Here is an 18,768-nt window from a genome sequence, read left to right as displayed (position 1 = left end):
TCTAGTTAAAATTCTTCCGGCTCTTAAAGTCGGGAGCATTTATTTTTGTACCAATTGCAAAAACATACTTTGGGCTAGCTTCAATGCATCCATATTCAGTTGATCCGGTTCCGACATTTCTCCTGCAAATGCAACCAATTGTTCTGTCGGCATATTCCCTACAAGATCATCCTGCGCCATCGGGCAGCCACCGTAACCCAGCAATGCACCATCAAATCGGCGGCAGCCAGCGTGGTAGGCAGCCTCAATCTTGCTTCTCCATTCATCAGGAATCGTATGAAAATGCGCCCCGAATTCAAGGTGCGGATAAGCTGGGATGAGCTCTGAGAATAAGGAACTGATATCGTCCGTTTTCGCCATTCCCACCGTATCTGAAAGTGAAAAGATCTTGATACCCAGCTTTGCCAGCCTTTCCACCCATTCCATCACGATCCCGGCCTCCCAGGCATCACCATAAGGATTCCCGAAGCCCATCGAAATATAGATAACTACCTCTTTACCACGATTAGCAGCAATTTCTGCAATACCCTTTACACGCTCAACAGAAGCTTCGATCGATGCATTGGTATTGCGCAGCTGGAAAGTTTCTGAAATGGAAAAAGGGTAGCCCAGGTAAGTGATCTGTTCAAAACCGGAAGCTTCCAAAGCGCCGCGCTCGTTTGCAACAATAGCAAGCAGTTTCGTCTTAGAACCCGAAAGATCCAGCTGATCAAGTAATAATGCAGTATCACTCACCTGCGGCATCGCTTTCGCCGAAACAAAACTTCCAAAATCAATCGTATCAAACCCAACTTTCAGCAGCTCATTAATATAAGCCGCCTTCCGCACCGTTGGAATAAACGGATGAAATCCTTGCCAGGCATCACGGGGGCATTCGGTTATGTTCAATGATTGAATGATTGAATGATTGAATGATTGAATGATTGAATGATTGAATAGGCGGAGGTAGGAAGAATGAAGAATGAGGAATGAAAGAATAACCCTTCCTACCTTCCTCCCTTCCTCCCTCCTCCCTTTCTCCCTCCTCCCTTTCCTCCCTCCTCCCTTTCCTCCCTATCTTAAAATAGGTGCGAGATCGGCTTCGTTTTCTTGGAGCCAGGCGGTGATTTCTTCTACTATTTGTTTAATGCCGATTTCTGGCTTCCAGCCTGTTAATGCGGTTACCTTGGTGTTGTCGGTAACATACAAACGTATATCGGCTGTCCGGTTTTCTGGTACTACCTTGATCGGGATCGTTTTTCCGGTTACTTCCTGACAGATTTTGGTCAGTTCCTGCAAGGATGCGCTGCTTTGTAATCCGCCGCCTGCATTCAGGATTTCGCCATTAACCTTATCGAGATTGTGTAGTTGCCAATCGATCAATCTGTACAGATCTGCCACGTGCAGCATATCCCGGATCTGCTTGCCGGTACCTCCGTAGCCGAAATAGCCCAGTTGCTGCTCAAAATAATGTTTCGCGATCCACAAAACCATTACACCCTGATCCACCTTACCCATTTGCCAGGGACCAGTGATCACGCCACAGCGATTGATAACCGTTTTCAGATTATAAAATTCATTGTATTCCTGAATGATCAGCTCAGAGGCGAGCTTCGTAGTACCGTATAATGAGCGAGCTCCATTTAACGGAAAATCTTCTGAGATACCTTTGGAAGAAACGCCCGGAACGGGTTGGTCGTCAGACAATGCAAATCTGGTTTCCTCTTCCAAGAAGTTCAGCGTTTCGATGGTTTTGATCGGATATACGCGGCTGGTAGACAGGAATATAAAGCCAGCTTTGTGCTTCAATGCATAATTAAGACAATTGACAGTTCCTACCAGATTGGTATTGATCAGATAGTCGGGTGTGCCGTCGAGCCCAGCCAGTACCGAGGGTTCTGCCGAAGCTTCAATGACCGTGTCAACCGCAGGTATTGAATCGAAATCTTCTTTATTTCTGATATCACCGTGAACAAACTCGACACCGTGCTTTTTGAGGCGGCTCAGATTCAGCTCGGAACCCCGGCGTTTTAAGTTATCGAGTGCAAAGACCTGATAGTCAGGGTAATCTGCTTTTAAAGAAATGGCCAGTGCCGACCCAACAAAACCTGCTCCCCCGGTGATTAAAATTTTCATAAAGTTTTTTTGAAGTGATCTGAATGTGTGGAATTCCAGTAAAGCCAAAGTTAGGACATTCCCGAAAAACGGGTGACGAACATTTTGATTTTTATCATTAAATCTTGCTTTTCGTAAATGAGAAGGTTACGATAAATAAATACATTAACTATGAAGTAAGTAACTTACGATCACTTCTTTAATACTTAGCCCCGGGATAGCAACAAATCAATAGGTTTTCGTAGTATTGCTCTAAAAAATATTGTGCATGTCGCATTTTACCTTTGTATTTTTTCTAGTCATTGGCGCTACCAGTATATCCTTTGGTCAGGATATTCAGGCCAATTCAACCGCAGCTCTACCGGAGGCTCAGCCTGTTTCCTTATACAAGCAAGCAACTGCCTTTTCTCAAAATCTCTACAACGGGCGGCAATACTATCTGTATGATGCAAGAAACGACGAGCATCAGTTTTTTGACGACAGAAAATGGCGCAAAGGAGTTGTCAGGTACGACGAACAGCAATTTGACAGCATTCCGATGATCTATGATATTTTTCGGGACGAGTTGGTTATCAAGCACTTTAATGGAGATCACCTGCTTTTGCAATCGGAAAAAGTAGATTTCTTTATGCTCGGCGATCACAATTTCGTCCGAATGGAGGCCGGCAATGATATTAATCCGCAAATGCGGACAGGCTTCTATGATATTATCTACGACGGCCAGTCGCGCACGATTGCGAGGAGAGCAAAACAGCGGCAGGAGAAAATCGTTGACAAACGCGTGATTGCGCTTTATCCTCAGAAAAGTTATTTCTACGTATTCAAGGATGGGAAATACCACGCAACGCAAACAAAAAAAGCTGTACTCAATCTTTTTCCCGAACACAAAAAAGAGTTGCGCAAGGCATTGAGGGACGGAAAGCTCAGTTTCAGGAAGCAAAAGGACGCGGCGATAGCGAAGATGGTTTCCACTCACGACGAATTAGCCAAACCATGAAAATACTTTTACCCCTGCTTATTTCTATCAGTTTTCTGTTTGCCTCCAACCCGGTAAAAGGGCAGGGTACAACTGAAAAGAAAATTACCGTCAAGCTGGATTCCGCCAGATTCGACGAATTTGTGAAGCAAGTGGAAGCCCAGACGGGTTACTATCTTTACTACGACGCCAGCCGTTTTGACAGCCTTACCCTTGATCTGAACGTTCAGAACCTGACGATACGCGAGGTACTGGATCAGGTTTTCAAAGGTTCTGAATTCGAATATGCGATTGACGCGCAGAAACGGATTTTCATTACATCAGGCCAGAGAATTATTACCCAGCTTACACCGGGCCTTTTTGATCCTGACAAAGCGAGTGACAATGATTCGATTACCTACGTGGGGCCGGGAGACGATGCCAAAGAGAAATTGCTGTCAACTGCCGAGAGCAAGATCCACGAAATTGGAGTCCGAAAGCACAGGATCACGCCGGGCAATTCCACAATAACAGGGTATGTCCGGAATGCTGTCACTGGTGAGCCGGTCATCGGCGCCGCGGTTTTTATTGCCTCACCGAATATTGGCGTTACTACCGACGCGCTCGGTTTTTATTCCCTTACACTTCCCCGCGGAAAGCAGATACTCAGGATCAGAAGTACCGGAATGCGGGAAACCCAGCGCCAGATCGTACTCTATTCGGATGGAAAGCTGGACGTGGAAATGCGCGAAAGCGTTATTGCATTGAAGGAGGTTTCGGTCAAAGCCGGAATGGATAAAAATGTGGTTGGTACCCAAATGGGAACGGTCAAGCTGACTATTAAAAACCTGAAACAGGTGCCCACCGTTTTTGGCGAAACCGATTTGCTAAGAACCATTCTGACGATCCCTGGGATTAAATCAGTGGGAGAAAATAGTACGGGTTTAAATGTTCGCGGAGGTTCGACGGACCAGAACCTGATCCAATACAACGATGCGGTTATCTACAATCCTTCCCACCTTTTCGGCTTTTTCTCTGCATTCAATCCCGATGTATTAAAGGATGTGGAGTTATATAAAAGTACGATTCCTTCCAAATTTGGCGGCAGGCTATCCTCTGTACTGGATATTAATAGCCGCGACGGAAATAAGAAAAAGTTTGTTGCTTCCGGCGGGATCGGTCTGGTAACCGGCAGGCTGACACTGGAAGGTCCATTGGTTAAGGATAAAACTTCCTTCCTGCTTGGTGGCCGCTCGACGTACTCGAACTGGGTGATCAAAGCGCTGGATAATGAAAATTATAACAAAAGCTCAGCCTCATTTTACGATGTCAATCTGAATATCAGCCACGAGATCAATGAGAAAAACAGCTTGTTCCTGACCGGATATACCAGCGACGACCGGTTCAAACTGTACGGCGATACCTTATACAATTACCAGAACCAGCTCGCTTCGTTGAAGTGGAAACATACTTTCAATACCAGGCTATACGGTGTACTCACAGCTTCTCACAGCAAATATCAATATGCAATGGAAGCCGAAGGTTTGCCGCTCAATGCATTTGACCTCAAATTCAATATCAACCAATCCAATTTCAAGGCGGATTTCAGCTATAACCTCAACCCGAAACACACGCTTGAATTTGGGCTGAGCAGTATTTATTACAAGCTCAATCCAGGTTCCTTTCAGCCTAGGGGCAGCCAGTCACTGATCGTTCCTGACGAATTACAGGCTGAGCAAGCGGTGGAAAGCGCGATTTACCTGGAAGACAAATATGAAGTGAGCCCCAGGTTATCGGTCTCGGCGGGAATACGGTATTCATTGTTTCAATATCTGGGTCCGAGGAGCGTAAATACTTATGTACCAGGATTGCCGATCGACTACATTTATCAAAACGGTGTTCAGGAATATAAGTCGGGCAAGAATATCAAGACCTACGGCGGCCCGGAATTTCGCGCCTCGGTCCGGTACAGCGTTTTCGACAATCTTTCACTTAAATTCAGCTACAATACTTTACGCCAGTATATTCACTTGCTGACCAATACAATGACCGTTTCGCCAACGGACATCTGGAAGCTGAGCGACCCTTATATCAAACCTCAGATCGGGGATCAGCTGTCGCTGGGACTGTATCGTAATTTCAGAGGTAATAAAATTGAGGTTTCACTGGAAGGTTATTATAAAAACATTCAGAATTTCCTGGACTATAAAGGCGGCGATTCGCTGATCATGAACCACAATATTGAGGCTGCGGTATTGAATACAAAAGCGAAAGCCTACGGAGTGGAATTTATGATCAAGAAAATGACCGGAAAGCTAAACGGTTGGCTGGGATATACTTACGCAAGAACTTTGTTGCGGGCGATCGACCGGGAGTCTCCTGATGCGCCAAACGACGGTAACTTTTACCCGAGCAACTACGATAAGCCCCACGATTTTACATTGATTTCCAACTATCGGTTGTCACACCGGTTCAGCGTTTCATTCAACTTTACTTATAGTACAGGCAGGCCGTACACGCCACCGATCGGAAAGTACCTTATTGATGGCGCGCAGCGGGTATATTACGCAGATCGAAACCAGTTCAGGATCCCGGATTACTACCGGACAGATCTGGCGATGAATATTGAAGGAAACCATAAGATCAGGAAGCTGGCGCACAGTTCGTGGACGCTGGCAGTTTATAATCTTTTTGGAAGAAAAAATCCTACGTCAGTTTATTTCCAGACTGTCGGCGGGAGGGTAAATGGTTACCAGCTCTCTATTTTCGGACAGCCGATCCCTACTATTACCTACAATTTCAGATTTTAAAACAGAAAACAGTAGTATGAGATATTTCCTGATCAAGCTTAGTTTTTTTGCTTTGCTGCTTTTTCTGGACAGTTGTATTGAACCATTTTCTCCTCCGGAAATAAATTCTGTGGAAAACCACCTTGTGGTGGACGGTTTTTTAAATGTCGGTCAGGATACGACCCGGATCTCGTTGAGGAGAACCCAGAATGTGAACGAAACCGCAGCTTCTTATGGTGAGATTATGGCGTCGCTGGCGGTGGAGTCCGAGGGCGGCGAGACCTACAATTTTACAGAAGTCGGCGGCGGCTCTTACGTTTTGCCTCCCCAAGCATACAATCCTGCGGCCAAATATCGGTTGCGGGTCAAAACTGTAGACGGAAAAGAATATTTGTCTGAATATGTAGATGTTACTGCGACGCCGCCGATAGACAGTGTGGCCAATCGGTATGATCAGGGGCAGAATGCGATGGTATTTTACGTTAATACCCACGATCCGAATAACAATACCCATTTTTACAGATGGAAATTCGAGGAAACATGGGAATACCGGTCCGCCTACTATTCTTATCTCGAAGTAGTTGACAAGAAGATCATTCCAAGGAAAGACGATATCAACCGATGCTGGAGCACAGCGCAGTCGGGCAGTATATTGCTGGGCAGTACGATCAAGCTAACCAGCGACGTGATCAAAGATCTCCCGCTATTCAGAGTACCCGTTTCAACCAACAAACTTTACATTAAATACAGCGTTCTGGTGCGGCAATATGCATTGTCCCGCCCCGCGTTCGAATATTGGACCAGCTTGGCGAAAACGACTCAGGGTACCGGTAGCCTTTTTGACCCGCAGCCTTCGCAGGTGACCGGAAATTTTCAGAATGTAAAAGATCCGAAAGAGCTTGTTTTCGGCTATTTCAGTGCGTCTACTGAGCAAGTAAAGCGGCTGACGATCGCGCCCAACCTGGGTAATTATCCCAGCTGTATGCCGCCCGATACTTTTGATATTACTTGTAGACCGGCGAGCGATAGACAATGCGCGCTGGAAACTACCGCGTTGCTGATGTCCTACGGAGGCGAGCTCGCCGAGTACATTTTAGGTGCGCCTGCCAGTTGCATAGACTGCCGGACACAGGGCGGGACAACGAGAAGACCGCCGTTTTGGTGAAATGATCATTTTAAGATATAAATGAAAACAAAAATCTTTACCTATATCTGTCTGCTGCTTGCTGCCCCGCTGATCGTGGCTGCGCAGGACGATGCGATGGTAACTTCCATGAAGCAGCGCTTCGGACTTTACAGCGAAAGGGCCGTGCAGGAAAAGATGTACCTGCACCTGGACAGACCTTTTTATCTGGTTGGAGAAACGCTTTGGTTCAAAGCTTATCTGCTGGATGGCGCCACGCACCGGTTTCTGGACCTGAGCAAAGTCGGGTATCTGGAAGTGCTTGATATTGAGAATAACCCGGTAGTTCAAACGAAATTTTCAATGAATACGGGCCAGGGAAATGGTTCGGTACAGCTGCCCGCCACAATCGTGAGCGGCAAGTACAAAGTGCGCTGCTACACCAACTGGATGAAGAATTTCGGCATTGACCAGTTTTTTGAAAGTGATATTACGGTCGTGAATCCCTTTATCCGATTTGAGCCCGACCGGCTTGTGAAGGATAATCTGCGGTATGATTTTCAGTTGTTCCCGGAAGGTGGAAGGCTGGTAAAGGGTATCGAGAGTAAAATTGCTTTTAGGGCCGTGGCCGAGGATGGAAAAGGAATACGGTTTAACGGTGCTATTGTGAATGCACAAAATGATACTATTCAGAAGTTTGCGCCCGGGTTGAATGGAATAGGGACTTTTACATTTACCCCGAAAGAAGGCGAAACTTACAAAGCATTCGTGACCGATTCCAAAGGTGCCAGATCAGAATATCCTTTTCCGGCTGTGGAAGAAGGAGGCTATGTGATGCAGGTGAAGGATTCGACAGATACCTGGCTGAAAGTAACCGTTCTTGCGCGGCTGAATACCGACGAACCCACTTACGTATACATGCTTAGTCACACGAGGCAGAATAATCCGGTCATTGAGAAAAAGCCTATTGTGAGAAACCGGGCTGTGTTTTTACTTGATAAAAGCAAATTGGGAGAAGGAATTTCACACATTACCATATTTAATGAAAAGGTTAAACCGGTCACCGAGCGGCTGTACTTCAAGCGCCCGAAAGCTAATTTGAATATAGACGCACAACTCGCGAAAACCTTTATCACGCGGGAAAAAGTGACGCTGAACCTGACTTCCTCTGTCGCTGCTGCTGCCGATCAAATGTCGAAACTTTCGGTTGCGATATATCTGGACGACTCCATTAAAGGTGATCCGCAACAGAATATCAATACTTACCTCTGGCTCACTTCCGACTTAAAAGGTACAGTCGAATCTCCTGAATATTATTTCAGCAATACAACAAAAGAGGCTGATCAGCAACTGGATAACCTGATGCTCACGCACGGCTGGCGCAGATTGCAGTGGGATAATGTGTTTGGAAACCAGCCGCCCAAGTATACCAATATACCCGAGCACGACGGCCATTTTATTACCGGAAAGATCGTCGATAGGGAAACGGGTAATCCTGCGAAAGGTAAGGATGCATTTCTGGCTGCACTGGACGTTCCGGCACTTTTATACGGGGCGCAGAGTGATCAGGAAGGGAAAGTGACTTTCGAAGTACGAAGGTTTATCGGTCCCAAAGAAATTACGGTCCAGACGAACCTGGGAATGGATTCGACCTACAAAATTGAAATAGCCAGTCCATTCTCGAAGCAATATTCACAAAACCCACTGCCGGCTTTCTTTTTCGACAAAACGCTGGAAAACCAACTGCTGACGCGTACGATCAATATGCAGACAGCCAACTCTTACCTGCCCAGGGTTTACAATCAGAAAAAAGCAAAACTTGCCGATTCGCTCGCTTTTTTTGGAATGCCCGACGAAAAATACTTTCTCGACGATTTCACCCGCTTTCCTACTATGGAAGAGGTTTTAAGGGAATATGTAAAAGGGGTACTGGTGCGGAGAAGGCAGAAGGAATTTCATTTCCGGATCATCGACAAGTTGTTGCCCAATACGTTTTACACTACTGATCCGTTGATGCTTGTCGATGGAATTCCCGTGTTCGATGCCGACAATATCATGGAATTCGATCCGCTGAAAATCAAGAAGATAGAGGTTTTGAACGCACGGTACTTCCTGGGTCCGATGACTTTTACAGGCGTTGTCAGCTTTTCTACTTATGGCAATGATCTTGCGGGCTTCGAGCTGGATCCGAGAGTGCTGGTTGTTCCTTACGAAGGCGTACAGGCGCAACGTGAATTTTATGCACCCAAATACGACGGCGGCAATGCAAACAGCCGCATTCCCGATTTCAGGAACCTGCTCTTATGGGCACCGAACGTCGTAACCGACAAAACCGGAAAGGCTTCTGTGGAGTTCTACACTTCGGACCAAACAGGCAAGTACCAGGTTGTTATTCAGGGTATTACTTCCTCCGGAGTCGCGGGCAGCAAGCAGTTTTCTTTCCAAGTTGGCAAACGAAATTTTTAACAACTGCTCCCTTTATCAAATATAAAACTCGGAGGTGTGTTTGATCTCTTTCAATACGAAAGTTGAGTTGAGCACGCCTATATTGTCGATTTTTGAGAGTTTATATTTAACAAAATCATGGTATTCATCGAGGCTTGCGACATTGATTTTTAGCAAAAAATCAACCTGACCTGCCATATGGTAGCATTCCTGCACCTCGTCCAGATTCTGAATCTCCTGCTCAAATTTTTCAATAAACGCTTCATTGTGGTACCGCATTGATACCTGGCAGATCGTCGTAACCTGGCGGTTGATCAGCTTTTTATCAAGTATAGCCACGTACTGTTTAATAAACCCCATACTTTCCAGTCGCCTGATCCTTTCATAAACCGGCGAGATCGTCAGATTCAGCATTGTCGCTATTTCCTTCGTCGTCTTTTTTGCATCTTTTTGCAGGATGCGGAGTATTTTGGTATCAATTTTATCCAACTGTTCCATGGTGCAATAATATTTGCTGCGCGAAGCCTCTTGATAGTTTCTGTAAAGTAATATTTTAGGTAAATATCGGATTGTGCAGGAATATTTACTGCGTAATGCCTCATTTATTGAGAATATGTTTCTTAAATAAGAAATTGCAAGTGATAAATGCTTTAAAATGTGATCTCTATGAAGTCGGAAAATATCCTCGTAATCGGCGCAAATGGTCAAATTGGTTCTGTACTGGTCGAATACCTGCGCGAGATCTATGGCGTAGGTCACGTAGTTGCTTCGGACATTCGGCAGCCGGAAATTGAAACGGGCATTTTTGAACAGCTAGACGCTACGAATGCGCAGGCGCTTGCCGGTCTTGTCAAGAAATATAAGGTTACGCAGATCTATCACCTCGCCGCGATTCTGTCGGCAAAAGGAGAGCAGGAACCGCTGAAAACGTGGGATATTAATATGCAAACCTACTTCAATGTACTCGAAGTAGCCCGCGAAAATCAGGTTGAAAAGATATTCTACCCCAGCTCTATCGCCGTTTTCGGAGAGCAGGTGGATACGAAAGCCGAACAATGGTCTTACCTTGATCCTTCGACCGTTTACGGGATCAGTAAAGTGGCGGGTGAGAACTGGTCGAATTATTACTTTAAAAGATACGGAATGGATATTCGCTCGCTGCGTTATCCCGGCATTATCGGATATCAGTCGATGCCCGGCGGCGGTACTACCGATTATGCAGTCGATATTTATCACAAAGCAGTAAAAGGAGAAGTATTTGAATGCTTTTTGAAAGCCGATACAACATTGCCGATGATCTATATTACGGATGCAATGGACGCGACGGTGCGGTTAATGGAAGCTCCGAAAGAAAAAATTGCGGTTCGGACGAGCTATAATCTGGCAGGTATCAGCTTTTCACCAGAGGAAATTGCCGGAAGTATCAAACAAATCATTCCTGATTTTGAGATTACTTATAAGCCCGATTTCCGTCAGCAAATCGCAGATTCGTGGCCGCAACTGATAGACGACGCAAACGCCAGGAAAGACTGGGGCTGGCGGCCGACCTATAACATCGAAAAAATGACTCAGGAAATGATTAAGGAGCTAACCAAAAAGTACGAGACAATTAGATCCCGGTAAAAGATCAGCCACCTCACCGGGTCAGTCATTCAGTCATTCACTCTTTCACTCATTGAATATGTACGGAAACATTCAGGCAGAACTCGAAAAAGAACTCGACGCGATCAAAGAAGCGGGGTTATATAAAAAGGAAAGAATCATTACAACACCGCAGTCGGCGAAAATCGCAACGTCTGACGGAAAGGATGTTCTTAATTTTTGCGCCAATAATTACCTCGGTCTCTCTTCGCACCCGGAAGTGATCAAGGCTGGCATTGAAGCGATTAATACGCATGGATTTGGAATGTCTTCGGTACGCTTCATTTGCGGAACGCAGGATATTCATAAAGAACTTGAAAGGAAAACGGCCGAGTTCCTGGGTACCGAAGATTGCATTCTTTATGCAGCTGCATTCGATGCGAACGGGGGGCTTTTTGAGCCTTTGTTGAATGAACAGGACGCGATCATTTCCGACGAACTGAACCACGCGTCGCTGATCGACGGGATCAGGTTGTGCAAGGCGAAACGCTTTCGTTACAAGCACAACGATATGGCGGATCTCGAAAAGCAATTGAAAGACGCGACAGGAAGCCGGAGAATTCTGGTCGTAACTGACGGTGTGTTTTCAATGGACGGAACCATCGCGCAACTGGACAAAATATGTGACCTGGCCGAACAATATCAGGCAATGGTCATGATCGACGAATGTCACGCGAGCGGGTTCATGGGGAAAACCGGCCGCGGCTCGCACGAGTTCAGGAACGTAATGGGGCGGATCGACATCATCACAGGTACTTACGGAAAAGCGCTGGGCGGTGCGTCGGGGGGATTTACTGCCGCGAAAAAAGAGATCGTTGAGATCCTGCGCCAGCGTTCGAGACCTTATTTGTTCTCAAATACATTGGCTCCGTCTATCGTCGGCGCGTCCATTAAGGTATTAGACCTGCTTTCTTCTTCAACGGAACTTCGGGATAAGCTGGAACGAAACACAGCCTATTTCAGAAAAGAAATGACAGAAGCCGGATTTGATATTCTTCCCGGAGAGCACCCGATTGTGCCGATCATGCTCTATGAAGCAAAACTTGCACAGGAATTTGCAGCGAAGTTACTAGACGAAGGTATTTACGTAATAGGCTTCTTCTATCCCGTAGTACCACAAGGAAAAGCCAGGATCAGAGTACAAATCTCCGCCGGCCACGAGCACGAGCACCTGGAAAAAGCGGTAGCCGCGTTTACGAAGGTCGGTAAGGAGCTGGGGGTTATTTAGAAGGGGAGGAAGGGGAATAAAGGGAGGAAGGAGGAAGGGAGGAAGGAGGAAGGGAGGAAGGAGGAAAGGGAGGAAGGAGGAAAGTAGTATGATAGGAAGGTAGGAAGGAGAAACGAAGATATTTTTTTCTCCCTCCTAATTTTTACTTCCTCCCTTCCTCCCTTCCTCCATCCTCCCTTCCCTCCCTTATTCCATCAACGAAGCTTCCACGTGCAATGATTGCAAAGTGGCGTTGCCGTATTGGGTAACCATGGCTACGTCTGCGGCGTCTCTTCCGTGGGCTATTTCAATGCGGTAACCCTCGGTTTTTTCCTGTACGGCGTCGAAAGTATACCAATCTCCTCCGATATAAACATCAAACCAGGCGTGTAAGTCCATGACTTTCAGCCTGTCCAGGTAACCGACCGTCATGCGGGCCGGGATACACAGATTCCGGCAAAGCGCAATTGCGAGGTGGGTAAAGTCCCGGCAAACGCCAATCCTGTTTCTTGCAAGATCCAGCGCGGTAGTACTTGCGTCGGTTACGCCATATTGATAGGTAATATTCTTATGTATCCACGTCCGGATCGCTTCAACCTGTGCATAACCCGGAACCATATTGCCCGCAATTTCCATCGCAAGCATATTGATCTCGTGCAAATCTGACTGGCAATAGCGGCTCGGCAGAATATAATGCATCACTTCATCGGGCAAATCTCCAACGAGCACATAAGCCGGCGGCGGACTTGGGATAGCCTTGGTAGCATTCACCTGCGCCTGCACCTCGGTCGTGATCACCACCCTGCCTACCGGGAGGATCGTGCGCTGACAAGGATTTCCATAAATATCGATGTATTCTGAAAATGGTACCTGCGGCTCAATATTAAAGCCTTCCTGCATTATAGATTGTCCTTCCTGGCGACGAGGACGTAACATCGTAGTTACCGTAGTGGGAGCATACACGTCATACGTGAATATGCTTCTTCCCTTCATTTTCATGTGGAATCGATTTATGTTTAGTAAATATAGCGATAGGCAATTACTTAAAAATTACGTGCCATTTATCTTATCAATAAACCGCTATACGTTCTGAATTAAAACATATTAATACGCGTTTCCTGACTGGAATGCTATTTTCGGCATTCACAGGAATTTGTAGCATTTAAATATTTAATCTATGGCAGTAACTAAATGGATCGTAGACCCTGTACATTCTGAGGTTCAGTTCAAAATCAAGCATCTGGTCATTTCCTCGATCACGGGTTCCTTTAATAACTTTGAAGGCGGTGCTACCTCTGATATGAGCAATTTTGAAGATGCTGAAATTCACTTTTCACTGGATGTGAGCAGTATTGATACCAATATCGAAGCCCGTGACGCGCATTTGAGGTCGGCTGACTTTTTCGACGCAGAGCAATATCCCCACATTACTTTTCAGTCCAATTATTTCCATAAGGTAAAAGGCGACAATTATAAACTCTCCGGTTTGCTGACTTTGAAAGGCATTACGAAACCAATCGAGCTTGACGCTGAATATGGAGGTTCCGAGCGGGATGCGGAGGGAAAATTAAGAGTAGGGTTTGAGGTAGAAGGCAGACTCAGCCGGCAGGAATTTGGGCTTAACTATATGCAGCTCACCGATTCGGGCGGGCTGGTGATTGGTGAAGATGTAAAACTGATCGCCAATATCCAGCTTGTGAAACAGGTTTAATCCGCAAAATGCTCCATGAGGTTTTTAAGAATTCTGCTCCGGATAATTGGTTCGATCGTATTGTTTTTGGTGTTGATACTCGCCGTGCTCGTCACGACGATGGACAAAACGCCGTACAAAGAAATGCCCTATTACGCGGAATGGAAGCGCGTTGTCAATCAGGTTGAGCCAGTTGTCGAAGATTCATCCGGCCAGCTTCGGGCGGGTTGGGCGAAGGTCAACATTACCCCTTCCTCACCGACGCCAACTGCGGGATATGGTAACCGGAAAGGCAAATTATACACTGCTATTCACGATTCTGTTTATGTGAGGGCAATGGTAGTGGACAATGGAAAGTCGCTGGCCGCTATTGTTTCGGCAGATCTGCTGATCATTCCTCCAACCGTTGTAAAAGTGCTGCAATCGCGATTGACAGAAAAGGAAGTCCCGTTTGATCAGATATTCTTCGGGGCTACACATACGCATAATAGTGTAGGCGGCTGGGGTACCGGCGTTTCTTCGTTGTTTTTTTCGGGTAAATATGATCCCAAAATGGTCGATCGCCTGGCCGATGCATTTTACACAGCTATTAAAGAAGCAAAAGGCAGACTTGAACCGGTTGAACTCACTTACCTGGAATCAATAGACACATTGGATATTCGAAACCGGCTGGTAGGGGAGGAAGGAGAGGTTGACCCTGAAATACGGTCGGCGGCGTTTGTAACTAAAAAGGGCGAAAAGGCTATTCTTAGCTCGTTTGGAGCACATTCTACTGTTTTGGGTTCAAGAAACATTGTGCTTTCCCGCGACTATCCGGGTGCATTGGTAGACTCTCTTGAAAAAGGACGCTACAATTTTGCGATGTACATGGCAGGTGCAGTGGGTAGTATGGGCCCTATTGAAAGCGGTACCGACGATTTTGACGAAATAAAAAACCAAGCATTCGGTGTGCAGAATGCGATCCTCTCGCCGACTACATTGAAAGAACCTTCAAGCCAAAACACAATACGTTCCCTTACATTGCCGCTTCCACTGCGCGACCCCAGTCCGAGGCTGACCATGAATCTGGTAATGCGTTCGTGGGCATTTAAAAAGGCTTTTGGTGAATATCCGATTTTTGTAAAAGCATTGCGTATCGGGAATATATTAATGGTAGGAATGCCCTGCGATTTCTCGGGCGAGCTCGTGGCCGGACTGGACGCTTATGCTAAAACGAAAGGACTTAACCTGATGGTTACCAGCTTCAACGGCGGATATATTGGTTACATTACCCACGATAAATACTTTGACCGGGATTTGTATGAGACTAAAACGATGAACTGGTACGGCCCGTACAACGGCGCTTATTTCCAGGAGGTGATTAAAGATATTATTGATAAAATGTCCTAAACTGCTCGATGATGAAACTATTTGCATTTCTGATTTTTGGAATAATGAGTATACAGGCAATCGCGCAGGCTCCGGTAAAAGTCGCCGTCGCCGGGTTGACGCACGGGCACGTGGGCTGGATATTTAACAGGTCTGAGAAAAAGGATATTGAGCTGGTAGGTATTTACGAGACCAATCCTGCGCTGGTCAGTGAATTTGCATCCAGATACAAGCTCGACAAAAAGCTTTTCTATACCGACCTCAACAAGATGCTCGACGAGACCAAGCCGCAGGCGGTTTCTGCATTTGGGGCGATCAGTGAGCATATTATGGTCGTACGCGCCTGTGCGCCGAGGAAAATTCATGTGATGGTGGAAAAGCCGCTCGCGACAACATTTGCAGACGCCAAGGAAATACAAAAGCTGGCCGGGCAAAATGGGATCCAGGTATTGACCAACTTCGAAACTTCGTGGTATGCGAGCAATCAATATGTGAAAGATCTGGTGGAAGAAGGAAAGCTGGGAAATATTCGGAAAGTAATGGTCAACGACGGGCATCAGGGGCCGAAGGAAATCGGGGTAAGTAAAGAGTTTCTCGAAATCCTGACTGATCCTGCTAAAAACGGCGCCGGCGCGCTGGTGGATTTTGGCTGTTATGGAGCCAATTTAATGACGTGGCTTTTGAAAGGCGAGCGCCCGATTTCGATTACAGCGGTGACGCATCAAAATAAGCCGGAGATCTATAAGGAAGTGGACGATGAAGCTTCCATTATTCTGCAATATCCTAAATCCCAATGCATTATCCAGGGTTCCTGGAACTGGTCTTTCGCGCGGAAGGATATGGAAGTGTATGGAAACAAAGGTTACGCAGTCGCCGTAGACCCGACGGTGGTGCGCCAGCGGTTGCAGGAAAAGACGCCGGAAGAAACGATCAAACTCGATCCCCGCCCGGCTCCGTTTACAGATCCATTTTCAGTATTGGCGGATGTAGTGACGGGGAAATTGAAATTGGAACAAAACGATATGTACGGTTTGCCGGTGAATGTAACCGTGGTCGAAATCCTCGAAATAGCGAAGGAATCGGCAAAAACTGGCAAAACGATTTTTCTGAAAAAATAAAGATATAGCATGGAGCCACGCTCGGTAAAGTATTCTCAAAGTACACTAACGGAATTAATGATACCCGCCTACGCCAACTTTGGGGGGAAAATACATGGCGGGATATTGCTTTCGCTGATCGATAAAGTTGCTTACACCTGCGCGTCGCGGCACGCAGGGGCTTATTGCGTGACAGTTTCAGTTGATGGAGTTGATTTTTTGCAACCGGTTGAAGTGGGTGATCTCGTATCGCTGCACGCGTCGGTGAATTATGTGGGGAGGACTTCGCTGGTAATCGGAATTCGGGTGATCGCTGAAAACGTGCGTAACCGGACCCAGCGACATACCAATACTTCTTATGTGACGATGGTGGCAAAAGGCGACGACGACAAACCGACGGTGGTTCCTGAACTGCTGCTAGAAAACGAAGACGATGCGCGGCGCTTTCTGGAAGCGATCAAAAGGCGGGAGCTCCGCGAAAAATATAAGGATGCATTTGATAATGCAATAACCCGGTTAGATGTGCAGCATAATCTGGGACAGCTAACCGGGCACCGTTGTGTGGTAGGTTGGAAGCGTAAGAAGGATTAAAAGCCAAAAAAGCCGCCCGTTTTCTTCGTTCTGGAACGGGTGGTTTTACCAAATAGCATTCCGAAAACGCCTCTCACAACTTCTCTTCCGATTTGTTTTGCCAAAGGAGAATTGAGCGCCTCCGAGATCATGCCTTTTTCTTCCTTCCCTTTTTTTACTTCCTGAACCTCTTCTTTTACCTGGGCTTCCACTTTTGCGTGTTCCTCCATTCGGCGGGTCAGCATTTCATAGGCGCTTTCGGGGTCAATAGGGTCCTTATATTTCTGATATAATGTCGATTGCTGCACGTGCTGGTCATATTCCGCCTGCACCATCGGTCCCATAATAGAGGTAGGAGGGAGCAAATGCGTGGCAGCTACCTCGGTTGGGATCCCTTTATCATTCAATACGGTAATCAGCGCCTGGCCAATTCCCAGCGTAGTAAGTACCTGGTCGATCTTGTAGAAATCAGACTTTGGATACGTTTTAACAGTTTGCTTCAAACCATCTGCATCCTGCGGTGTAAATGCCCGCAAAACGTGCTGGACGCGGTTTCCAAGTTGAGAAAGTACCGAAACCGGAACATCCTGCGCCATTTGGGTACAAAAGAAAACGCCGACTCCCTTGGAACGAATCAGCCTGATCACCTGCTCAATCTGATCCAGAAACGCTTTTGGCGCGTCTTTGAATAGCAAATGCGCTTCGTCGAGGAAGAAAACGAGTTTCGGTTTGTCCAGATCGCCGGCTTCCGGCAATTTTTGGTAAAGCTCGGCGAGGAGGCTCAGCATAAAAGTGGAGAACAATGCAGGCTTATCCTGCACGTCGGAGATATTCAGCAGACTGATAATGCCCTGTCCGTCAACGCGATCGATCAGATCATTGATATCAAAAGAGCGTTCACCGAATATACTTCCTACTCCCTGTTGTTCGAGCGCAACGATCTTTCTCAATATAGTCCCCGCCGTAGAACTTGAAATACTGCCATAATCGCCTTTAATCTCCGCCGCGCCCGGGCCTTCCGATAGATAATTGAGGACTTTCTTTAGATCATTCAGATCAACCATTGGTAAATCCTTATCATCCGCATATTTGAACAAAATCGCTAAAACGCCAGACTGCGTATCGTTCAGTTCAAAAATCTTGGAAAGTAGAATAGGACCGAATTCGAGGATCGTCGCGCGCATTTGCGAGCCTTTTTGTCCGCTCAGGGAATAGAGCTCAACGGGGTAACCTTTTGGTGAAAACACATTTCCCAGGATCTGAGAGCGTTCTTCCAGCGCTGCATTCGTTTTTCCAGGCTGCGCAATTCCTGACAGGTCGCCTTTTATATCAGACATAAAAACAGGAACACCAGCCGCAGAAAGTTGTTCGGCGAAGACCTGTAACGTACGCGTTTTCCCTGAACCGGTAGCGCCTGCAACCAGCCCGTGGCGGTTCATCATTCGCAGCGGAAGACTTACCTTTGCCTCGCTTATGATTTCACCGTCCAGAATAGCGGATCCCAGATGAATTACAGGTTTGTCAGTCTTGTAGGATTTCTGTATTGCGGCAACAAACTCTTCTTTTTTAGACACTGGGATCTCCGGTTTTAGGTTATGAGATGATATTTCACAAAATTTAAATGTTTCGCCAATAATCCAAGTATGCGGACCTATTTTTCGCAAATGATAATCTTTTGAGATATAGTATTACTTTTCGTATACTATTGCTTTTGCAAAATATTATTAGGTATTTTGGTTGAACTGCTTAACAAATATTCTGATTATTCATTTTAGAGATAATACTTGCC

The 18,768-nt window shown here is 46.3% G+C and carries 15 protein-coding genes; 10 read left to right on the top strand and 5 right to left on the bottom strand.

The features are described from left to right. Positions 1-39: 39 nt before the first annotated feature. The gene (locus tag LZG94_RS16735; protein ID WP_233792962.1) at positions 40-888 is read right to left on the bottom strand and encodes a hydroxymethylglutaryl-CoA lyase; all 849 of its coding nucleotides are present in this window, start codon (positions 886-888) and stop codon (positions 40-42) included. Between the two features lie 165 nt (positions 889-1,053). Beyond that, positions 1,054-2,115 (bottom strand): NAD-dependent epimerase/dehydratase family protein, encoded by a 1,062-nt coding sequence (locus LZG94_RS16730; RefSeq protein ID WP_233792961.1) that lies wholly within the window; start codon positions 2,113-2,115, stop codon positions 1,054-1,056. 247 nt (positions 2,116-2,362) lie between these two features. Here LZG94_RS16730 and LZG94_RS16725 point away from each other — a divergent pair, with 247 nt between their 5' ends. From LZG94_RS16725 to LZG94_RS16710, 4 genes are read left to right on the top strand one after another with little or no spacing between them, the layout of a single operon-like run. Then, positions 2,363-3,091, top strand: a complete 729-nt coding sequence (locus LZG94_RS16725; protein WP_233792960.1) for a hypothetical protein — start codon at positions 2,363-2,365, stop codon at positions 3,089-3,091. Then, positions 3,088-5,859, top strand: coding sequence for a TonB-dependent receptor (locus LZG94_RS16720; protein WP_233792959.1), 2,772 nt, complete (start codon positions 3,088-3,090; stop codon positions 5,857-5,859). Before LZG94_RS16725 ends, LZG94_RS16720 begins: the two co-directional genes overlap by 4 nt. Before the next feature lie 16 nt (positions 5,860-5,875). Further along, entirely contained in the window at positions 5,876-7,003 is a 1,128-nt protein-coding gene (locus tag LZG94_RS16715; RefSeq protein WP_215234162.1) for a DUF4249 domain-containing protein, read from the top strand. A gap of 21 nt (positions 7,004-7,024) precedes the next feature. Further along, positions 7,025-9,427, top strand: coding sequence for a hypothetical protein (locus LZG94_RS16710; RefSeq protein ID WP_233792958.1), 2,403 nt, complete (start codon positions 7,025-7,027; stop codon positions 9,425-9,427). Positions 9,428-9,442: 15 nt separating this feature from the next. On the opposite strand, the gene LZG94_RS16705 is transcribed toward LZG94_RS16710, so the two are convergent. Beyond that, positions 9,443-9,904 (bottom strand): Lrp/AsnC family transcriptional regulator, encoded by a 462-nt coding sequence (locus LZG94_RS16705; protein WP_215234160.1) that lies wholly within the window; start codon positions 9,902-9,904, stop codon positions 9,443-9,445. Between the two features lie 168 nt (positions 9,905-10,072). Here LZG94_RS16705 and LZG94_RS16700 point away from each other — a divergent pair, with 168 nt between their 5' ends. Together LZG94_RS16700 and kbl are read left to right on the top strand one after the other, a co-directional pair. Next, on the top strand, positions 10,073-11,029 hold the full coding sequence (locus LZG94_RS16700; RefSeq protein WP_233792957.1) for an NAD-dependent epimerase/dehydratase family protein: 957 nt from the start codon (positions 10,073-10,075) through the stop codon (positions 11,027-11,029). A gap of 58 nt (positions 11,030-11,087) precedes the next feature. Next, positions 11,088-12,275 carry a glycine C-acetyltransferase gene (gene kbl / locus LZG94_RS16695; protein WP_215234158.1) on the top strand — a complete coding sequence of 396 codons (1,188 nt, stop codon included), beginning with the start codon at positions 11,088-11,090 and terminating at the stop codon, positions 12,273-12,275. A 186-nt stretch (positions 12,276-12,461) separates the two neighbouring features. Here kbl and LZG94_RS16690 read toward each other — a convergent pair whose 3' ends face one another. Next, complete coding sequence (locus LZG94_RS16690; protein ID WP_215234157.1) at positions 12,462-13,253, bottom strand: transglutaminase family protein; 792 nt, start codon at positions 13,251-13,253, stop codon at positions 12,462-12,464. 178 nt (positions 13,254-13,431) lie between these two features. Here LZG94_RS16690 and LZG94_RS16685 point away from each other — a divergent pair, with 178 nt between their 5' ends. The 4 genes from LZG94_RS16685 to LZG94_RS16670 are packed head-to-tail and all read left to right on the top strand — an operon-like array spanning position 13,432 to position 17,000. Continuing rightward, positions 13,432-13,965: a YceI family protein gene (locus LZG94_RS16685; protein WP_215234156.1), complete on the top strand. Its 534-nt coding sequence runs from the start codon at positions 13,432-13,434 to the stop codon at positions 13,963-13,965. A gap of 15 nt (positions 13,966-13,980) precedes the next feature. Then, positions 13,981-15,333: a neutral/alkaline non-lysosomal ceramidase N-terminal domain-containing protein gene (locus LZG94_RS16680; RefSeq protein ID WP_233792956.1), complete on the top strand. Its 1,353-nt coding sequence runs from the start codon at positions 13,981-13,983 to the stop codon at positions 15,331-15,333. Positions 15,334-15,377: 44 nt separating this feature from the next. Further along, positions 15,378-16,430 carry a Gfo/Idh/MocA family protein gene (locus LZG94_RS16675; protein ID WP_233792955.1) on the top strand — a complete coding sequence of 351 codons (1,053 nt, stop codon included), beginning with the start codon at positions 15,378-15,380 and terminating at the stop codon, positions 16,428-16,430. A gap of 9 nt (positions 16,431-16,439) precedes the next feature. Beyond that, entirely contained in the window at positions 16,440-17,000 is a 561-nt protein-coding gene (locus tag LZG94_RS16670; protein ID WP_233792954.1) for an acyl-CoA thioesterase, read from the top strand. Here the strand turns inward: LZG94_RS16670 and LZG94_RS16665 are convergent. Next, positions 16,997-18,553 carry a helicase HerA-like domain-containing protein gene (locus tag LZG94_RS16665; RefSeq protein ID WP_215234153.1) on the bottom strand — a complete coding sequence of 519 codons (1,557 nt, stop codon included), beginning with the start codon at positions 18,551-18,553 and terminating at the stop codon, positions 16,997-16,999. The genes LZG94_RS16670 and LZG94_RS16665 overlap by 4 nt on opposite strands. Positions 18,554-18,768 lie beyond the last annotated feature (215 nt).

This window comes from Dyadobacter sp. CY343, from assembly GCF_021390335.1.
Classification (GTDB): domain Bacteria; phylum Bacteroidota; class Bacteroidia; order Cytophagales; family Spirosomataceae; genus Dyadobacter.
This window is presented reverse-complemented; position numbering and strand designations above follow the sequence as displayed.

What these genes read in the sequence shown, in the direction of transcription:
- kbl (WP_215234158.1), top strand. Translation starts at nt 11,088, where the DNA reads ATGTACGGAAACATTCAGGCAGAACTCGAAAAAGAACTCGACGCGATC.
- LZG94_RS16685 (WP_215234156.1), top strand. Translation starts at nt 13,432, where the DNA reads ATGGCAGTAACTAAATGGATCGTAGACCCTGTACATTCTGAGGTTCAG.
- LZG94_RS16675 (WP_233792955.1), top strand. Translation starts at nt 15,378, where the DNA reads ATGAGTATACAGGCAATCGCGCAGGCTCCGGTAAAAGTCGCCGTCGCC.
- LZG94_RS16715 (WP_215234162.1), top strand. Translation starts at nt 5,876, where the DNA reads ATGAGATATTTCCTGATCAAGCTTAGTTTTTTTGCTTTGCTGCTTTTT.
- LZG94_RS16720 (WP_233792959.1), top strand. Translation starts at nt 3,088, where the DNA reads ATGAAAATACTTTTACCCCTGCTTATTTCTATCAGTTTTCTGTTTGCC.
- LZG94_RS16700 (WP_233792957.1), top strand. Translation starts at nt 10,073, where the DNA reads ATGAAGTCGGAAAATATCCTCGTAATCGGCGCAAATGGTCAAATTGGT.
- LZG94_RS16710 (WP_233792958.1), top strand. Translation starts at nt 7,025, where the DNA reads ATGAAAACAAAAATCTTTACCTATATCTGTCTGCTGCTTGCTGCCCCG.
- LZG94_RS16680 (WP_233792956.1), top strand. Translation starts at nt 13,981, where the DNA reads ATGAGGTTTTTAAGAATTCTGCTCCGGATAATTGGTTCGATCGTATTG.
- LZG94_RS16670 (WP_233792954.1), top strand. Translation starts at nt 16,440, where the DNA reads ATGGAGCCACGCTCGGTAAAGTATTCTCAAAGTACACTAACGGAATTA.
- LZG94_RS16690 (WP_215234157.1), bottom strand. Translation starts at nt 13,253, where the DNA reads ATGAAAATGAAGGGAAGAAGCATATTCACGTATGACGTGTATGCTCCC.
- LZG94_RS16725 (WP_233792960.1), top strand. Translation starts at nt 2,363, where the DNA reads ATGTCGCATTTTACCTTTGTATTTTTTCTAGTCATTGGCGCTACCAGT.
- LZG94_RS16730 (WP_233792961.1), bottom strand. Translation starts at nt 2,115, where the DNA reads ATGAAAATTTTAATCACCGGGGGAGCAGGTTTTGTTGGGTCGGCACTG.
- LZG94_RS16705 (WP_215234160.1), bottom strand. Translation starts at nt 9,904, where the DNA reads ATGGAACAGTTGGATAAAATTGATACCAAAATACTCCGCATCCTGCAA.